Source organism: Vibrio sp. 10N.222.52.C3 (assembly GCF_041474195.1).
Taxonomy (GTDB): Bacteria; Pseudomonadota; Gammaproteobacteria; order Enterobacterales; family Vibrionaceae; genus Vibrio; species Vibrio crassostreae_C.
This window is the reverse complement of the sequence record NZ_JBFRTQ010000106.1, coordinates 21,399-38,257: the sequence shown is the minus strand read 5'-3', so window position 1 is coordinate 38,257 and position 16,859 is coordinate 21,399. Positions and strand designations below refer to the sequence as shown.

The window sequence follows — 16,859 nt, the reverse complement described above, 5'->3', positions numbered from 1 at the left end:
TCATTGAGCAGCCCTTTTTGATCTTGATGTTTCTTCTTGAAATGGATCTAGATATTAAGCCACCGACGTTTCTGCTGTCTCAGCTTTTGGTTCTGCTTCAAGCGTCATGTTGGTTTCTACACCATGCATCCATGATACAAGCTTACCAGCACAAAGCAGCAGTAATATGGCACTCACCGTTGCTGTGATAGCAATACCACTGAAGATTGACATAGCACCAAGCTCACCAACGTGAGAACCGACCAGGCCTGCCACGTAGTTTGCCACCGCATTGAAGCCAAACCATGCCCCCATCATCAATGATGCTAGGCGAAGCGGAGCTAACTTAGTGACCAACGACAGGCCAATAGGCGATAGACAAAGCTCACCAAGGGTATGGAAGAAGAAAGCACCGACTAGCCATAGCATTGATGTTTTCACGGATAGGTCACCACCTTGCTCCATTACCGCGCCCATCATGCACACAAAGCCCAGTGCTAAGAAGAACAATGCCATTGCAAACTTAACAGGAGAGTTGGGTTCACGCTTACCCAGTTTCACCCAGAACGCAGCAATGATTGGAGCAAGTGTAATGATGAAGAATGGGTTCAAAGATTGGAACCACGCAGCAGGAACTTCAAAGCCACCAATCATACGGTCAGTATATTGTTGAGTGTAGATGTTCATTAGGCCGCCAGCTTGTTCAAAGCCCGCCCAGAAAACAATCACGAACAGACCCATGATAAGAATCACTTTTAGTCTGTCGAACTCTTCTTTGGTCAGTGGCGCTTTTTCTTTAGATTTGTTTAGTGCTTTCGCTCTTGCAGCAGCAGGTACAGAACCGATGTTGCCCAACCAAGACTGAGCCATTGTCACTTGCATGATCAAGCTAATAACCATACCAATACCAGCGGCTAGGAAACCTGCTTTCCAACCGAATGAATCGACAGCAGCACCTGAAATTAAGCCACCAAGCAGCGCACCTAAGTTGATGCCCATGTAGAAAATGGTGAAAGCACCGTCACGGCGGTTATCGCCTTCTTGGTATAGGTCGCCAACCATGGTTGAGATGTTCGGCTTAAACATACCGTTACCACTGATTAGCAGTGCTAAACCAAGGTACAGCGCGTTCACTTGGTCTAAACCGATGAAGCCGTTAGGTAGAGCCATTGTAAATTGGCCAAGTGCCATCAATACACCGCCAATCATAATTGATTTACGCTGACCTAGGTAGTTATCGGCAATCCAGCCACCAATTAATGGTGTGATGTAGACTAAGCCGGTGTAAATACCGTAGAGATCGAGTGCGTCTTTCGTTGACCAACCCAGTCCACCGTTGAGGGTAGTGTCAGTCAAAAATAAGACAAGGATGGCACGCATCGCATAGTAAGAGAAACGTTCCCATAGCTCTGTGCTAAAAAGTAGAAATAGGCCTCTAGGGTGGCCAAAGATGTTGTGGTTGCTTGGCATAAGTTTTACTAATTTTAGGTATTAAAAGATTTTATAGTCATTCATGTATACACAGTGGGATAAAAGTCTGCAATAGGCTTATTTTATGGTCACGACAACTTGGTTTAACTAAGATGTTGATATTAAATATCTTTATTTTTAATGTTGCCCATTTTGGATGTGCTGCAAACTAATTTTCCAGATTTGAGTTGGTTGGTTAATAACCTTTATTAAAGTTGTGTTGAATTAAAATCTTTAGATATATTGCTCTGGTGTATCATTTTGAGTTTTAAGGGAGTGGCATGCGCATTAGGTGGGGCATACATATGCTTACAACAATGAGTCTTTTGATCTCTAAATGATCTCTGTACAATGCTTAACCACTCCGACACCTATAACTTTTTGTTGATAAATTGGTCTGCTACGCATTATTTTTCGTTAGCAACGATTCATTTTATTAATAGTGATTTAACCGTTTTAGGCATGTGGTAAAATATCTAAAAATATAAAATGGCTAGTCAAATGAAACGTTGGTATTTGCTTTACTGTAAGCGTGGTGATCAAAAACGCGCTCAGCAGCACTTAGAGAATCAGGGGGTAGAGTGCTTTTACCCTCAAATAGAAGTCGAAAAGGTGGTGAGAGGGAAAGAAAAGCAGGTCAAAGAACCGCTGTTTCCGTCTTACATCTTTGTTCGCTTCGACTATGAGCAAGGTCCTAGCTTCACGACCGTTCGTTCAACACGTGGCGTTGTGGACTTTATTAAGTTCGGTTCACTGCCGCACGAGGTCCAAGGAGACTTGGTGTTTGAACTTAAAGAGTTTGAGAAGTGCTGCAGTAACGAAGTGGAAGATTGTTGTGTTGAGTTTGAATCTGGACAGGTAGTTAAGATTCAAAGTGGCCAATTTGCTGGGGTTGAAGCTATTTTCGATCAGAAAGACGGTGAGGCTCGATCGATTATGCTGGTGAAAATGATCAGCCAAGTCGTTCCAATCAGTATTGAGAACGAAGCACTACAAGCTCGCGCATAACTGCAGTAATAAAAATAGGCTTAAAACAAAAGGCGCATAATGCGCCTTTTTTAGTCTTTAGGATTTGTTCAAAACGCTCTAAGCGTTGTAAGCATCGTTGTGAACGGCTTGTACTGCACGGCCTGATGGGTCGACACAGTTTTTGAATGACTCATCCCACTCAATCGCTTTCGCTGATGAACAAGCAACTGAAGGACCACCAGGTACACACTCTGCCGCAGATTCTAGAGGGAATAGCTCCTCAAAGATTTCACGGTAAGCATAACCTTCTTTGGTTGTTGGCGTGTTGTAAGGGAAACGGAACTTAGCAGCTTCCATTTGTTGATCCGTTACTTTTGCTTCAGCCGTTGCTTTCAATGTATCAATCCAATCGTAGCCAACACCATCAGAGAACTGCTCTTTTTGACGCCATGCGATTGAATCTGGTAGGTAGTCTTCAAAACACTCACGCAGGATGTGTTTCTCCATCTTACCGTTACCGCACATCTTATCTTCAGGGTTCAGACGCATTGCGACATCGATGAACTCTTTATCCAAGAATGGTACACGGCCTTCAACACCCCATGCCGCTAGCGATTTGTTTGCACGAGCACAGTCGAACATGCTTAGAGCAAGCAGTTTACGTACTGTCTCTTCGTGGAACTCTTTCGCGTTTGGCGCTTTATGGAAGTACAGGTAACCACCAAAGATTTCATCAGCACCTTCACCTGAAAGTACCATCTTGATGCCCATCGCTTTGATCTTACGAGCCAGCAAGTACATTGGCGTTGATGCACGAATCGTCGTTACATCGTAAGTTTCGATATGGTAGATAACGTCACGGATTGCGTCTAGGCCTTCCTGAATAGTGTAAGTCATCTCATGGTGCACAGTTCCGATCTTGTCCGCAACTTCACGAGCAGCGATAAGGTCTGGTGCGCCTTCAAGACCAACAGCGAACGAGTGCAGTTGTGGCCACCAAGCTTCAGATTGCTCATCATCTTCGATACGCATTGCCGCAAAGCGTTTTGCAACTGCTGAAGTAATTGATGAATCCAGGCCACCAGATAGAAGTACACCGTAAGGAACGTCAGTCATTAGTTGACGTTTAACGGCTGCTTCTAGCGCTTCAGTCAGTTCTTCTTTGCTTGTGCTGTTGCCTTGTACCGCAGCGTACTCGTTCCAATCGCGGATGTAGTAGCGTTGAGGTTCAGCATCTTTCGAAGAGTAGAAGCTACCTGGAGGGAATTCACTGATCGTCTTACATACTTCAACCAATGCTTTCATCTCTGAAGCCACGTAGTAGTTGCCGTGCTCATCGTAACCTTGGTAAAGCGGGATGATACCAATATGGTCGCGGCCCACTAGGTATTCGTCTTTCTCTTCGTCGTATAAAACGAATGCGAAAATACCGTTAAGCTCTTCTAGAAGGTCTGCACCCATCTCTTGGTATAGCGCTAGGATAACTTCACAGTCAGAATCAGTCTGGAACTGGTACTTATCTTCATAGCGTGCACGAAGTTCTTTGTGGTTATAAATTTCACCGTTTACTGCAAGAATGTGCTTTTTGTCTTGACTGTATAGTGGTTGAGCACCACTGTTCAAGCCAACAATAGCAAGACGTTCATGAGCAAGGATTGCTTTTTCACCAGCATAGATACCAGACCAGTCTGGACCACGGTGACGAAGCTTCTTAGACATTTCTAAAGCAATAGGGCGAAGTGTTGCGGCATCACTTTTAATGTCGAGAATGCCAAATACTGAACACATAGAACTTCCTCTTAAATAATTTCCAAATCAACTGCATTCAATTTGCCATTCTGGCTAAAAAAAGCAACCGGATGTGAGCAAAAAAATAATATAAAGGGTGTTCTGTTAGAAATTATCTAATTTTTATGTGCTTTTGGTGTGTGATGTTTAATTGCGGTTGGTTTTTTAAACAAAAACCTCTCAAAAGTGCGAAAAATAGGCAGTTTTGAGAGGTTTAGTTGAACACTGTCTAATACTAGATTTTATTGATATTTGGATTTAACTGTTCGCAAACGTGGCGAGCAAAACCACTACCAGCCTCGCTGTAAATGTTAAATGCCGCATCAACGCCATTCTCTTTCAGTGTTTCGAGTTGATCGGGATATTCAGCAATAGCCGCAATTTGGCCTTTAAAGTTACGTGACTTTAATTGTTCTAAAGCGGTTTGATTACCTTGGTGGTGAGGCATTGCCAAAATCACCAGCTTTACGTTTGCTGTATCTAGAATTCGCTCCCAGAAATCTGGGTCAGTCGCGTCGCCAGAAATCACGTTTCTGCCTTGGCTTCTGTGGTTGTGCGCGGCTTCTTCACGCACTTCTACACCTAGGCTGACCTTGCCATAGCGAGTACGTAATTCGTCATAAGCACCGGTACCAATTCGGCCCATACCTAGAATAAGCACTTGGGCACGACCAGGGTCAATTCGCTTATCACGTCGGTGAAGCTTTTCTGACGCATGCTCTTTTAGCCATTTACCTGACTGCTGATAAAGCTTATGACCAGCTCGGTTTAAAGGAGCAGCGATTAGAAAAGACAGTGAAACTGCAATGGCAACGGCAACTAAGATATCACCCGACATCCAACCCATCTTGAAGGCGAGACCACCAACGATGAGGCCAAACTCGCTATAGTTAAACAGTGATAGCGAGGCAAGTAGAGACGTTCGAACACGGAACTTGAAGCGGTTGAGTACCAAGAAGTAGAGAACACCTTTCACTGGCAGCATCAGCAAGAACAAGATTGCGAGCATAAAGCCTTGAATGGTTGGTTGCTCTGACAGACCAATATTCAAGAAGAAACAGACAAGGAAAAGTTCTTTAAGGTTAAACAGCGACTTTGATAATTCTGAGGCTTTTGGGTGACCAGCAAGTAACATACCTAGAACAAGAGCCCCCAAATCTGGTTTCACACCAACCAAATGGAATAAACCAGCACCGACGACTAATGCGAAGAAGATGCCGGAAAGAACCAGCATCTCACCGTGACCAACCCAATCGAGCACTTTGTAGAACAGTGGGCGTAATAAGGGTAGGGCAAACAGAGCAATTGCATACCACTCAGGTATTTTGCCCGTAGAAGCCGTTAAGAATACTACGGCGAAGATATCCTGCATGACCAAGATACCAATCGCTAACGTTCCGTAGGTCGCATTCATTTCGCCTTTCTCTTGCAGAGTCTTAACCGCAAATACAGTACTAGAGAATGAAAGAGCAAAACCGAGCAGAACGATCTGTTCTACCGACATGGCAGCTAGCGATGAAATACCTAAGAACTTAAAGCCAAACAGGGCGACGGCGAAAAACAGAGTGGACAAAAGGTTGTGGATTGTCGCGCCAGCCCAGATCTCTTTAGAGAGTAGGGTTTTGATATCGAGCTTTAAGCCGATAGTAAATAGAAGCAGCGTGACACCAAGGTCAGCTAAAGTAATGATGGTGTCATTGGTTTCAAAGCCAAAGGCAAAAAGCCCAAAGCCTGCAACCAAAAAACCAACTAATGGGGGAAGGTGACACTTTAAAGCAATAAATCCTGCGATAAACGCAGTGGATATTAATATAAGTTCCATAACTTGTTGTTGTAGTTCCCTAGCTTAAAAAAACGGGCCGTGTTTATACAAACACGGCCCGCGGAAAATCAGAATTGTTTTCTCTAGTCTTCGAGAAGCTTCTGCAGTAACACGCCGTTAAGCATGGCGCGCTTAATCATAGCAAAAGCTCCCATCGTAGGATGTTTATCGATCTGTGATGCTACAATAGGCAGGCCGCTATGGAAAGTCGTTAACGACTGATTCTCTACATTGCGCTTAATTGCAGGAAAAACAATCTCTTGTGCCTTGGTAATATCACCAGCAATGATAACTTTTTGAGGGTTAAATAAGTTAATCGTCATCGCGATAGCCTTACCTAACTGGTTTCCTACTCGAACTAAGCTTTGCTTGGCTAGCTCATCACCATTAATCGCGTGGTCACAAACGTCTTGAATCGTAATATGCTCAAGCTCTGTTAAAGAAGACTCATAGCCTTGTTTAATCAGCTTCTGCACGCGTTCAACGATAGCTGGGTTTGCCGCTACTGTTTCAAGACAGCCGAAGTTACCACATTGGCATTGCTCGCCTAGCGGATCAATTTGGATATGACCAATTTCACCCACATTACGGTTATGACCTAGGAAAACCTGACCATTAACGATAATGCCTGCACCTGTACCACGGTGAACACTGACCAAAATAGAATCTTGGCTATCTTTACTTGCACCGAAGTAGTGCTCAGCAAGCGCCATTCCACGAACATCGTTACCAACAAAACAAGCAACATGGAATGTATCGCGAATAATGTCGCTTAATGCGAGGTTATCGATGTCGGTATTCGGCATGTACTCAACAACACCGGTCGTTGGGTTAACCAAGCCTGGAAGCGTGACACCAATAGCAATCAGTTGATCGATCTTTGGTTGATGCTCAGCAATGAAAGCTTTGAGGTTATTGACCAAGCCTTGGGTAAGGTCTGATTGGTCTGAATAATTCAGGTCTTGCTGTTGGAAAGCCAATTCACGACCACCAAGGTCATGCAGGCTTATTTGAATGTAGTCTCGACCCAAACGCACAGCAACAGAATGAAAAGGCTCTACTTCTGTGGTTAGGGAGATAGCGCGTCTACCGCCAGTAGACGCTTGCTGCGCAACCTCTTTAATTAGGCCGCGCTCTAAAAGTTGGCGGGTAATTTTTGTAACACTTGCCGGTGCGAGTTGGCTTACATCAGCCACTTGTATACGACTGATAGGCCCCTGTTGGTCTATAAGTCGGTATACCGCCGCACTGTTTAGTTGTTTAACTAAGTCTACGTTACCTATTTGTCCGCCATTCATACTTAATTGTGCTCGTATTGTCCGTTAACAACAGTCGCTTTAACGTTAAAGTCTCGGTCAAATACAGCTAGGTTTGCAACCATGCCTTTTTTGATTCGACCTAGCTTGCTTTCTACACCGATAGCCGTAGCTGGGTATAGCGTAGCCATGCGAAGAGCTTCGTCTAAAGCGATACCAGCGTGCTCAACTGTATTCTGAACTGCTTCAATCATAGTCAGAGCTGAGCCGCCCAGTGTGCCGTTTTCATCAACACACTTACCATCACGGTAATATACTTTCTTACCGACAAAAATAAAGTATTCCATGTCAGCACCTGCAGGAGCTGTGGCATCCGTCACTAATACCAACTTTTCTCCCTTGATTTTATGCGCAATTCTGATGTTTGCGTAATCAACGTGGAAGCCGTCGGCAATAATGCCAGCGTAAACCTCAGGAGTATCGTAAATCGCGCCAACAACGCCAGGCTCACGACCAACCATCGGCGTCATTGCATTGAACAGGTGAGTGGCGAACGTGATACCAGATTCGAAACCTTGACGCGCTTCTGCGTAAGTTGCGTTGGTGTGGCCGATAGAAACGACAACGCCAGCTTTGTGCAGGCGTTCGATGTGTTCAGGGTCGTTAAGCTCTGGAGCCAATGTTACTTTTGCAACAAGGTCACGGTTCTCACAGATAAGCTCAATCATTTCGTTGTCAGATTTACGAATGTGATCGACGCTATGGATGCCTTTTTTCGCAACGTTTAGGTAAGGGCCTTCAAGGTGCAGACCTAAAGATTGGTTTTGGTACTGGTTATGGTATTCACGAGCTGCCGTAATAACCGCACGCATATCTTCGTCTGAAGAGGTGATAAGCGTTGGTAGGAAGCTAGTACAGCCAGATTTCAGGTTTGCTTTGTGCATGATCTGCATGGTTTCTGCAGTGATCTCATCGTTAAGCATTACACCGCCACAACCATTCAGTTGTAGGTCAATGAAACCTGGGCTTAGGTTTGCTCCGTCTAGGTCGCGAAGCTCGATTCCTTCTGGCAATTCAGAGATAGGACAGACTTTTTTGATCAGTTCGTTTTCGATTACAACAGCATGATCGGTTAGAACATCACTACCAGTGTAAATTTTACAGTTACTTAGCGCGTACATAGTCAGCTAATCCTTATTTCGTGAGATCTTTTAAATTCGTTCGTTACCTAAATGCGGACTTAGTTTGCGAGCATCATTTACGTAACGATTTATCTTTTATGGGCAAACGGCTTCAAAATGAGAAGCGATTTAAGTTGTTGAAAAACATATGAACAATTGATTTTTATTATACATTTAGGTCCATCAATAATGATTATTCACGGTGCTCTATAAGCCCGGAGTTACCATCTTTTTGCCTAATGATTAGATTTGGATTTTATCCATAAATGTTCGTTTTTTTTAATGATAAAATAAGTTTTATGATCTCGCTAGCAAAAACCTCTGGATTTGGTAAAAACTGGTGATTAGGATCACAAATGGTAAGGTTTTAATTTGCGGAGCAAAATTAATTGAATACACTGAATAGGACTAAATTGAGCGACTAAAATAAGTTTCTCAAACGAATTCTAAAAAATCCTATAGGGGGAAACAACTGGTGAATATTCTAGGATATGCGCAGAAGCTTGGTAAGGCGTTAATGCTACCAATCGCAACGCTTCCGATTGCGGCATTGCTGCTACGTCTGGGTCAGCCAGACTTACTCGATATCGCATTCATGGCATCTGCTGGTAACGCAATCTTCAGTCAACTACCATTATTGTTTGGTTTGGGTATAGCTATTGGTCTTTCTAAAGACGGTAACGGCGCAGCAGGTCTTGCTGGTGCAGTTGCTTACTTTGTTCTGACAGCAACCGCAACAAACATCGATGCTAGTGTAAATATGTCATTCTTCGGCGGTATCTTTGCAGGTATCATCGCAGGTCACTCTTACAATGCATTCCACGCGACTCGTCTTCCAGAGTGGCTAGCATTCTTCTCTGGCAAACGTCTAGTTCCTATTATGGCTGGTCTATTTGCTCTAGTTGCTGGCGCAATCTTTGGTGTTGTATGGCCTGCTGTTCAATCTGGTCTAGATGCACTTGCTCACGCAGTTTCAACGTCTGGCGCTATCGGTCAATTTGTTTACGGTACTCTTAACCGTGCACTTATCCCAGTAGGTCTACACCATGTACTGAACTCGTACTTCTGGTTCGGTATGGGCTCTTGTCAAGAGATCGTAGTTGCTGCAGAAGGCTTCTCTCAACTTTGTGTTGACCCTGCACTAGCTAAAACTTTAGTTGTTGGTCAAGAGTACACATTTGAATTTGCTAACTCAGTTAACCCAGAAATTGTTGCAACTGTTAAAGAAGTAACTGAAACAGTTAAATCTGGCGACCTACACCGTTTCTTCGGCGGCGATAAAGGCGCTGGCGTATTCATGAACGGTTTCTTCCCAGTAATGATGTTCGGTCTACCAGGTGCTGCACTTGCAATGTACCTAGCTGCTCCTGCTGAAAAACGTAGCCAAGTTGGTGGCGCACTATTCTCAGTTGCATTCTGTTCATTCCTAACAGGTATCACAGAGCCGCTAGAATTCATGTTTGTATTCCTAGCTCCTGCTCTATACGCAATGCACGCTGTATTTACAGGTTTGTCTCTAGTAGTTGCTAACATGTTTGGTACTCTGCACGGTTTCGGTTTCTCTGCTGGTCTTATCGACTTCGTATTGAACTGGGGTCTAGCAACTAAACCATTCGTACTACTACTAATCGGTCTTGGCTTCGGTGCTCTATACTTCTTCACTTTCTCTTTCGCAATCCGCGCTTTCAACTTGAAATCGCCAGGTCGTGAAGATGATGACGAAGCTGTTGCAGCTCCTGCTGGCGACGCACCAAAGGGCGACCTTGCACGTCAATACCTGAAAGCTCTAGGTGGTCACGACAACCTAACTTCAATCGACGCTTGTATCACTCGTCTACGTCTAACTCTTAAAGACCGCTCTGTTGCAGATGAAGTTGTTCTTAAGAAACTTGGTGCTAAAGGTGTGGTTAAACTAGGTGAAAACAACCTACAGGTTATCCTAGGCCCACTAGCTGAAATCGTAGCTGGCGAAATGAAAGCTATTGGTGCAGGCGAAGACCTATCTGATGTAAAACTTCCACAGTAAGGGAAGTACTTAATTAAGACGTAAAGTTACTCTTAAGTAAGTGTCAAATTGAAAGCCTCCCACACGGGAGGCTTTTTTGTGCCTGCAGTTTAAGACCAGCGAACACGGTTCGTTCTATTCTTCATCGAATAGCAGAAATAATCGCAATTAACGGACGGTTCTTATTGTGCAAAGGCTAAGAATTGTGGATGATTAGCAACAATGATCTTTCTATCTTTGACTGGCGCCATAAGCGACCGTTTTCTTGGGGACGAAAGATAACTTTCTCTGACAATACTAATACATAGAGGTGCTATAGATGAGTGAAGCTGAGGCTCGTCCATCGAATTTCATTCGCCAAATTATTGATAAAGATTTAGCGGATGGTACACACAGTAGCGTGCATACTCGTTTCCCGCCGGAGCCAAATGGCTACCTGCACATTGGTCACGCTAAATCTATTTGCTTGAACTTTGGTATTGCTCAGGACTACCAGGGACAATGTAATCTTCGTTTCGATGATACAAACCCTGAAAAAGAAGACGTTGAATACGTTGAGTCAATTAAGAATGATGTAAGCTGGTTAGGCTTCGAATGGTCTGGTGATATTTGCTACTCATCAAACTACTTCGATACGCTTTACGCTTATGCTGTGGAATTAATTAATAAAGGCTTAGCGTATGTTGACGAGCTAAGTCCTGATCAAATCCGTGAGTACCGTGGCACGCTAAAAGAGCCAGGTAAAGCGAGCCCATACCGTGACCGCAGCCCAGAAGAGAACCTAGCGTTGTTTGAAAAAATGCGTGACGGTGGCTTCGAAGAAGGTAAAGCGTGTCTACGTGCTAAGATCGACATGAGCTCTTCGTTCATGGTTATGCGCGATCCTGTTATCTACCGTGTTCGTTTTGCTCACCACCATCAAACGGCTGACAAGTGGTGCATTTACCCAATGTACGACTTTACTCACTGTATCTCTGATGCGCTGGAAGGTATTACGCACTCTATCTGTACGCTTGAATTCCAAGATAACCGTCGTTTGTACGATTGGGTTCTAGATAACATCACGATTGACTGCCAACCTCGTCAGTACGAGTTTAGCCGCCTGAATCTTGAATATACAGTGATGTCTAAGCGTAAGCTGAACCAACTTGTGGTTGAAAACCTAGTTCAAGGTTGGGATGACCCACGCATGCCTACTATTTCTGGCCTACGTCGTCGTGGTTTTACTTCAAGCTCGATTCGTGAATTCTGTAAGCGTATTGGTGTAACTAAGCAAGAGAACATGATTGAGTTCGGTTCACTTGAATCTTGCATCCGTGATGATCTGAACGAAAATGCACCTCGTGCAATGGCTGTTCTGGATCCAGTTAAGATCGTTATCGAAAACTACGAAGCAGATACAGTAGAAACGTTAACGGTTGCAAATCACCCAAACAAGCCAGAAATGGGCACTCGTGAAGTACCATTTACACGTGAAGTTTGGATTGAGCGTGATGACTTCCGTGAAGAAGCAAACAAAAAGTACAAGCGTTTGGTTCTAGGTAAAGAAGTTCGCCTGCGTGGTGCTTACGTGATCAAAGCTGAACGTATCGAAAAAGATGCAGAAGGCAACATTACGACTATCTTCTGTTCTTACGACAATGAAACATTGGGTAAGAACCCTGCAGATGGCCGCAAAGTGAAAGGCGTTATCCACTGGGTATCTGCTGATAAAGCACTGCCTGCTGAGATTCGTTTGTACGATCGTCTATTCACAGTGCCAAACCCAGCCGCTGCTGATGACTTCGCTGCAACGCTAAACCCTGAATCACTTGTTACGCTAAATGGTTTTGTTGAACCTAGCTTAGCAGAAGGTGTGGCAGAGCAAGCGTACCAGTTTGAACGTACAGGTTACTTCTGTGTGGATTCGAAAGACTCTAAAGCAGATGCACTAGTCTTCAACCGCACGGTTGGTCTACGTGACACATGGGGTAAAACTGAAGCTTAATGCTTGAGTATTTAGTTTGTTAAAAACGACCCAATAAAAAACCGGCTTAGGGCCGGTTTTTTTGTGTCTTAAATTTGATTACCAAGGTGTTTCTAGTGACCAACTAGCGTTTTAAGCACTAGAGCCAGAGTTTTAGGGATTATTAGGGTCTTGTTGGGTTACTTCACCCGTGCGTGAGTTATACCAGAAAACATAACCTGCATTACCAGGATCGCTGTCGAAATCGACTCCAGTGTAGATGAAGTAGCAAAGCGCGAGTTTGTTTTGAGGAGTACCGTCTTTGGCAACAAAACTATGGTTTTGACGGCGGGTAATAAAATCAAAATTGTTGGACTGGTTCGGGTCTGTAGTAGCGGTCAGGTCGGTTGTCATAATGGCATTCCATATTGACACACACCCTTGGTCACCTTGACCTATGTTGTAAGGCTGCCCCATAGGGTTGCCTTTATCGACGCCGAGTGGGTAGCCGACGTCATTTATGTCCAATTGAGCATTGCCGTCTCCGTCTTCCCCAAAACCTGGCATGTCATTCATTTCAGCGTTGCCGCCGCCGCTGACTAGCCATTTACTGTGAGCAAACGTGATCGCAGTTTGAAATTGAGATTGAGCAGCGTCAAACAGAGCGATACGGCCATCGGTTTGAATGTTAAGAAAACGGGGAAGGGCAACAATAGCAAGCACTGCAATAATCACTACAACAACCAACATCTCAATTAAAGTAAAAGCCTTAACTAGCGGGATTCTTTTCATGGATACTTTATGATGCCCTATATAAAAAACGCCGGCCTAAGCCAGCGTTCTGTATTACTACTTCGCTTTATGCGCGTCTGGATTGCCTTTGCAATCTCCGTTAATGCTTTTGCCGTACAAGTACAAACTGTGGTTTGTTAGTTGCACGTTGTAACGCTGAGCAATCTCTTTCTGTCTTTCTTCGATGATGTCATCAGAGAATTCGATCACTTCGCCACAATCTAAACATACAAGGTGGTCGTGGTGGTGCTGTGTAGAAAGTTCAAATACAGACTTGCCGCCTTCGAAGTGGTGACGAGTTACAATGCCAGCGTCATCGAATTGGTTAAGTACTCGATAAACGGTTGCAAGACCGATTTCTTCACCTAGGTCGATCAGCTTCTTATATAAATCTTCAGCACTAATATGTTGGCAGTCTGGCTGTTGTAATACTTCTAAAATTTTGAGCCGTGGAAGGGTCACTTTAAGACCTGCATCTTTTAGCGCTTGATTATTGTCTGACATATACTTTCCTGTTGATGATCTGCAGCAATTAACAGAATTCAATATTAATACCATTATAGTTTAGTCAGGCATAACAATAAACCACGAACTTCAAAGGGTTACTTACTGACATCACAATCTGTTTTGTAAATTGGAAGTATCTCACTTATAGTGGAGGTACGACCAGTCAAGGTGACGGTGTTTCTGATATGAACATGGAATGTTGTTATGAATAAGCAACTCGCAAAAATATATAAACCCAACATTGTAAAATTTGCTCTTAATATTTGGCCTCCCTTTTGGGGAGCGGGTATTCGAATAGCCCACATTAGCACTGACTTTAGGGTTGTTAAGACAGTACTTAAGCTACGCTGGTGGAATAAGAACGCCAATCGTACTCAATATGGCGGCAGTATCTTTTCTCTTACCGATCCCGTTTACTCATTGATGTTAATGGGAATTTTAGGTGAACGATATTATGTTTGGGATAAAGAAGCGAGCATTAACTTCATCAAGCCGGGGCAATCGGACTTGTATGCAGATTTTGAGATAAGGCAAGGGCAGCTTGACGATATCTATCGTCAGACGCAACTCGGTGAAAAGTGCTTCCCCGAATTTATTATTCACGTGAAAGATAAGCAGGGTAATGTGGTTTCAGAAATTCAACGCACCCTCTATGTAAGAAAGAAGCCGCAATTTAGAGATGATGATGAAGCATTAGAGGCTGAGTGCTAATTAATAGATTTTAAATAGCAAAAAACCTCCTATAAGGAGGTTTTTTCATATCTACATAATGGTTATTAACTGTAACAATTAACAACCACTAGAGAATTAGTCTTCTAGCTCTGCTAGGCACATCTCTTCGTGGATTTGTTTAACCCAGTTAGATACGCGCTCATCAGTTAGCTCAGGTTGACGGTCTTCATCGATACATAGACCAACGAATTGGCTGTCATCGCCTTCAACTAAACCTTTCGATGCTTCGAATTCGTAGCCTTCAGTTGATGTGTGACCTAGGATAGTACCGCCTTTCGCTTCAACGATGTCACGGATAGTACCCATAGCATCACAGAAGTATTCTGCGTAATCTTCTTGGTCGCCACAACCAAAGATAGCAACAAGCTTAGTTGAGAAATCAATAGCTTCTAGCTCTGGGAAAAAGTCATCCCAATCACATTGTGCTTCGCCGTAGTACCACGTAGGGATACCAAGCAGCAGTAGATCGAAGTTATCGATATCTTCTTTGCTGCTTTTTGCAATGTCTTGAACGTGAACGAGCTGTTTGCTCAATTGCTTTTGAATCATCTTAGCAACAGCTTCAGTGTTACCTGTATCGCTACCAAAGAAGAGACCTACACTTGCCATAGAATCATTACCTTTCATTTTGTCTGTTGTCGGTGTAATAAAGTTCGGAAGAGAATCGTTAGATCCCAGTTCCTTCCCAGCTTAGTTGGATTATCCCTTTGGCGATAAAACCCGCACAGCCAAGGAAAAGTACTAACCATACGATGCGACGACCAAATGGAGGAACATTTCCCTGCTTGAGAACGTCCTTAATTGCCATACCGATTAAAAAGAAAATCGCGGCAAACAGGAGATCTAAACCAACAGATTCGATGATGTTCATGTAGTCGTAAAGCATGGGAACCTTATATACCAATTTTGCTTGGGCGCACTATATCACTGTTGTGAGATAAAGTTAATCTGCAGTAATTACACAGCTCTCATTTATCTGCACGAAAAAGCGCAGTTAAGCGATGAATTTTCTAATTGCTCTAAGTACTTCTGCTGGTTTTTCAGCATGCAGCCAGTGACCTGTGTTGGCAATGACATGCGCTTTTGCGTTAGAAAATTGCTGCTGAACGGCTGCTTGATGTTCTGCGGTGAGGTAATCTGAATCCCCACCTTTAATGAGCAAGGTTTTGACCGAGGTTTTCTCGATCGGTTCCCAACCAATAATATGTGGGTAGTTGCTCAATAACGAAGCAACATTGAAGCGCCATTCCATGATGCCTTGCTCTGTTTTGAACAAAGATTTGGTTAAAAACTGGCGAACGCCATCGATCTCGATATGTTTTGCGAGAACCTTGAGTGCATCTGAGCGTGAAGTCGGCTCTTCTTCTATCACGGCTTGCAGGCCTGCGAATACGTTGTCGTGGCGACTCTGAGTGTACGCGACCGGAGCCATATCCAAGACAATCAATTTATGCAGCGCAAGATGTTGTGTCAGTGCCATCGCTACTTTGCCACCCATCGAGTGACCAATCACAGTGACGTCTTCTGACTTAAGATCATGCAGCAGTTGAGCCACGTCTTGTGCCATCGCTTGATAGTTATGAGTGTCACTATGGAAGGATTGACCGTGGTTGCGGAGATCGATACTAAGTACCTGATGATCGGCTTTTAGATCCCTAGCGAGCAAGCCAAGGTTGTCCAGATTACCGAATAATCCATGGATCAAAACAATGGTGTGACCCTCACCTTCAATTTTATAGTTGAGCTGTACTGACATTTTTATCTTATTCATGGTGGGTTTGACGTAGAGTATCCGCGCGGATCTCGCTATAATCCCCCAGAGTTTAAACATTGAGATTGTGAAAAGCGAATGAAAACAATTGAGGTTGATGAGGACCTATACCGTTTTATTGCGGGTCAGACAGAACGTATTGGCGAAAGCGCTTCAGATATTCTGCGCCGCTTGTTACAGGTTGATAGCCAAGGCATGGCTCCGATCGAAGAGATCGTTGAGCCAAAAGGTATCGTTGTTAGCAAAGAGGTAGGCTTTACTCCAGAGAAGTTCGATGGCGTTAAAGAAATGCGCTCACTACTAATATCAGATGAGTTTGCATCACTAAAGAAAGCCATTGATCGTTTCATGCTTGTGTTATCAACACTGCATAAAATCGACCCTTTAAGCTTTTCAGAAGCAACTCAAGTAAAAGGCCGTAAGCGCGTTTACTTTGCAGATAACGAAGCGACGTTGCTAGCAAACGGCAACACGACTAAGCCTAAAGCTATTCCACAAAGTCCTTTTTGGGTTATTACTAATAACAATACAAGCCGAAAAAGACAGATGGTTGAGCAGCTTATGAGCCGCATGAATTTCCAAGCAGAATTGATAGAAAAAGTAACAGGTTCAATTTAACGAAATCTGATTTAAACCTCATAA

Annotated in this window: 15 protein-coding genes; 5 read left to right on the top strand and 10 right to left on the bottom strand. The window is 43.7% G+C overall.

Going from position 1 to position 16,859, the window contains the following annotated elements:
* Positions 1-54: 54 nt before the first annotated feature.
* Positions 55-1,449: a peptide MFS transporter gene (locus tag AB4517_RS16565; protein WP_372130453.1), complete on the bottom strand. Its 1,395-nt coding sequence runs from the start codon at positions 1,447-1,449 to the stop codon at positions 55-57.
* 501 nt (positions 1,450-1,950) lie between these two features.
* Between AB4517_RS16565 and rfaH the strand changes: the two genes are divergently transcribed.
* Complete coding sequence (rfaH, locus tag AB4517_RS16560) at positions 1,951-2,457, top strand: transcription/translation regulatory transformer protein RfaH (RefSeq protein ID WP_017068990.1); 507 nt, start codon at positions 1,951-1,953, stop codon at positions 2,455-2,457.
* Positions 2,458-2,535: 78 nt separating this feature from the next.
* Here rfaH and asnB read toward each other — a convergent pair whose 3' ends face one another.
* From asnB to nagA, 4 genes are all read right to left on the bottom strand, one after another.
* On the bottom strand, positions 2,536-4,206 hold the full coding sequence (gene asnB / locus AB4517_RS16555; RefSeq protein WP_102320162.1) for an asparagine synthase B: 1,671 nt from the start codon (positions 4,204-4,206) through the stop codon (positions 2,536-2,538).
* Between the two features lie 235 nt (positions 4,207-4,441).
* A complete protein-coding gene (locus tag AB4517_RS16550) occupies positions 4,442-6,028 on the bottom strand; it encodes a cation:proton antiporter family protein (RefSeq protein ID WP_017062195.1) in 1,587 nt (528 codons plus the stop codon).
* A gap of 83 nt (positions 6,029-6,111) precedes the next feature.
* On the bottom strand, positions 6,112-7,326 hold the full coding sequence (locus tag AB4517_RS16545; RefSeq protein WP_017062194.1) for an ROK family protein: 1,215 nt from the start codon (positions 7,324-7,326) through the stop codon (positions 6,112-6,114).
* A gap of 2 nt (positions 7,327-7,328) precedes the next feature.
* Complete coding sequence (gene nagA, locus AB4517_RS16540) at positions 7,329-8,465, bottom strand: N-acetylglucosamine-6-phosphate deacetylase (protein WP_017062193.1); 1,137 nt, start codon at positions 8,463-8,465, stop codon at positions 7,329-7,331.
* 475 nt (positions 8,466-8,940) lie between these two features.
* Between nagA and nagE the strand changes: the two genes are divergently transcribed.
* The gene (gene nagE / locus AB4517_RS16535; RefSeq protein WP_032546287.1) at positions 8,941-10,491 is read left to right on the top strand and encodes an N-acetylglucosamine-specific PTS transporter subunit IIBC; all 1,551 of its coding nucleotides are present in this window, start codon (positions 8,941-8,943) and stop codon (positions 10,489-10,491) included.
* 298 nt (positions 10,492-10,789) lie between these two features.
* Positions 10,790-12,457 carry a glutamine--tRNA ligase gene (glnS, locus tag AB4517_RS16530; RefSeq protein WP_017063407.1) on the top strand — a complete coding sequence of 556 codons (1,668 nt, stop codon included), beginning with the start codon at positions 10,790-10,792 and terminating at the stop codon, positions 12,455-12,457.
* Positions 12,458-12,589: 132 nt separating this feature from the next.
* On the opposite strand, the gene AB4517_RS16525 is transcribed toward glnS, so the two are convergent.
* Complete coding sequence (locus AB4517_RS16525) at positions 12,590-13,207, bottom strand: prepilin-type N-terminal cleavage/methylation domain-containing protein (protein WP_032547229.1); 618 nt, start codon at positions 13,205-13,207, stop codon at positions 12,590-12,592.
* 57 nt (positions 13,208-13,264) lie between these two features.
* Positions 13,265-13,711: a ferric iron uptake transcriptional regulator FcrX gene (gene fcrX, locus AB4517_RS16520; protein ID WP_017061956.1), complete on the bottom strand. Its 447-nt coding sequence runs from the start codon at positions 13,709-13,711 to the stop codon at positions 13,265-13,267.
* 207 nt (positions 13,712-13,918) lie between these two features.
* On the opposite strand from fcrX, the gene AB4517_RS16515 reads away from it, so the two are divergent.
* Positions 13,919-14,425 (top strand): DUF4442 domain-containing protein, encoded by a 507-nt coding sequence (locus AB4517_RS16515; RefSeq protein WP_017061955.1) that lies wholly within the window; start codon positions 13,919-13,921, stop codon positions 14,423-14,425.
* Between the two features lie 96 nt (positions 14,426-14,521).
* Here AB4517_RS16515 and fldA read toward each other — a convergent pair whose 3' ends face one another.
* The 3 genes from fldA to AB4517_RS16500 all read right to left on the bottom strand — a co-directional run bounded on the left by fldA (position 14,522) and on the right by AB4517_RS16500 (position 16,202).
* The gene (gene fldA / locus AB4517_RS16510) at positions 14,522-15,055 is read right to left on the bottom strand and encodes a flavodoxin FldA (protein ID WP_010436745.1); all 534 of its coding nucleotides are present in this window, start codon (positions 15,053-15,055) and stop codon (positions 14,522-14,524) included.
* Between the two features lie 58 nt (positions 15,056-15,113).
* Positions 15,114-15,332: a DUF2788 domain-containing protein gene (locus tag AB4517_RS16505; RefSeq protein WP_004737900.1), complete on the bottom strand. Its 219-nt coding sequence runs from the start codon at positions 15,330-15,332 to the stop codon at positions 15,114-15,116.
* Positions 15,333-15,440: 108 nt separating this feature from the next.
* Positions 15,441-16,202 carry an alpha/beta fold hydrolase gene (locus tag AB4517_RS16500; RefSeq protein ID WP_017061954.1) on the bottom strand — a complete coding sequence of 254 codons (762 nt, stop codon included), beginning with the start codon at positions 16,200-16,202 and terminating at the stop codon, positions 15,441-15,443.
* Between the two features lie 93 nt (positions 16,203-16,295).
* Here AB4517_RS16500 and seqA point away from each other — a divergent pair, with 93 nt between their 5' ends.
* Positions 16,296-16,835, top strand: coding sequence for a replication initiation negative regulator SeqA (seqA, locus tag AB4517_RS16495; RefSeq protein WP_017061953.1), 540 nt, complete (start codon positions 16,296-16,298; stop codon positions 16,833-16,835).
* The last annotated feature ends 24 nt before the right edge of the window (positions 16,836-16,859 follow it).

What these genes read in the sequence shown, in the direction of transcription:
- AB4517_RS16500 (WP_017061954.1), bottom strand. Translation starts at nt 16,202, where the DNA reads ATGTCAGTACAGCTCAACTATAAAATTGAAGGTGAGGGTCACACCATT.
- fldA (WP_010436745.1), bottom strand. Translation starts at nt 15,055, where the DNA reads ATGGCAAGTGTAGGTCTCTTCTTTGGTAGCGATACAGGTAACACTGAA.
- seqA (WP_017061953.1), top strand. Translation starts at nt 16,296, where the DNA reads ATGAAAACAATTGAGGTTGATGAGGACCTATACCGTTTTATTGCGGGT.
- AB4517_RS16515 (WP_017061955.1), top strand. Translation starts at nt 13,919, where the DNA reads ATGAATAAGCAACTCGCAAAAATATATAAACCCAACATTGTAAAATTT.
- AB4517_RS16505 (WP_004737900.1), bottom strand. Translation starts at nt 15,332, where the DNA reads ATGCTTTACGACTACATGAACATCATCGAATCTGTTGGTTTAGATCTC.
- asnB (WP_102320162.1), bottom strand. Translation starts at nt 4,206, where the DNA reads ATGTGTTCAGTATTTGGCATTCTCGACATTAAAAGTGATGCCGCAACA.
- nagA (WP_017062193.1), bottom strand. Translation starts at nt 8,465, where the DNA reads ATGTACGCGCTAAGTAACTGTAAAATTTACACTGGTAGTGATGTTCTA.
- AB4517_RS16565 (WP_372130453.1), bottom strand. Translation starts at nt 1,449, where the DNA reads ATGCCAAGCAACCACAACATCTTTGGCCACCCTAGAGGCCTATTTCTA.
- rfaH (WP_017068990.1), top strand. Translation starts at nt 1,951, where the DNA reads ATGAAACGTTGGTATTTGCTTTACTGTAAGCGTGGTGATCAAAAACGC.
- AB4517_RS16545 (WP_017062194.1), bottom strand. Translation starts at nt 7,326, where the DNA reads ATGAATGGCGGACAAATAGGTAACGTAGACTTAGTTAAACAACTAAAC.
- AB4517_RS16550 (WP_017062195.1), bottom strand. Translation starts at nt 6,028, where the DNA reads ATGGAACTTATATTAATATCCACTGCGTTTATCGCAGGATTTATTGCT.
- AB4517_RS16525 (WP_032547229.1), bottom strand. Translation starts at nt 13,207, where the DNA reads ATGAAAAGAATCCCGCTAGTTAAGGCTTTTACTTTAATTGAGATGTTG.
- glnS (WP_017063407.1), top strand. Translation starts at nt 10,790, where the DNA reads ATGAGTGAAGCTGAGGCTCGTCCATCGAATTTCATTCGCCAAATTATT.
- fcrX (WP_017061956.1), bottom strand. Translation starts at nt 13,711, where the DNA reads ATGTCAGACAATAATCAAGCGCTAAAAGATGCAGGTCTTAAAGTGACC.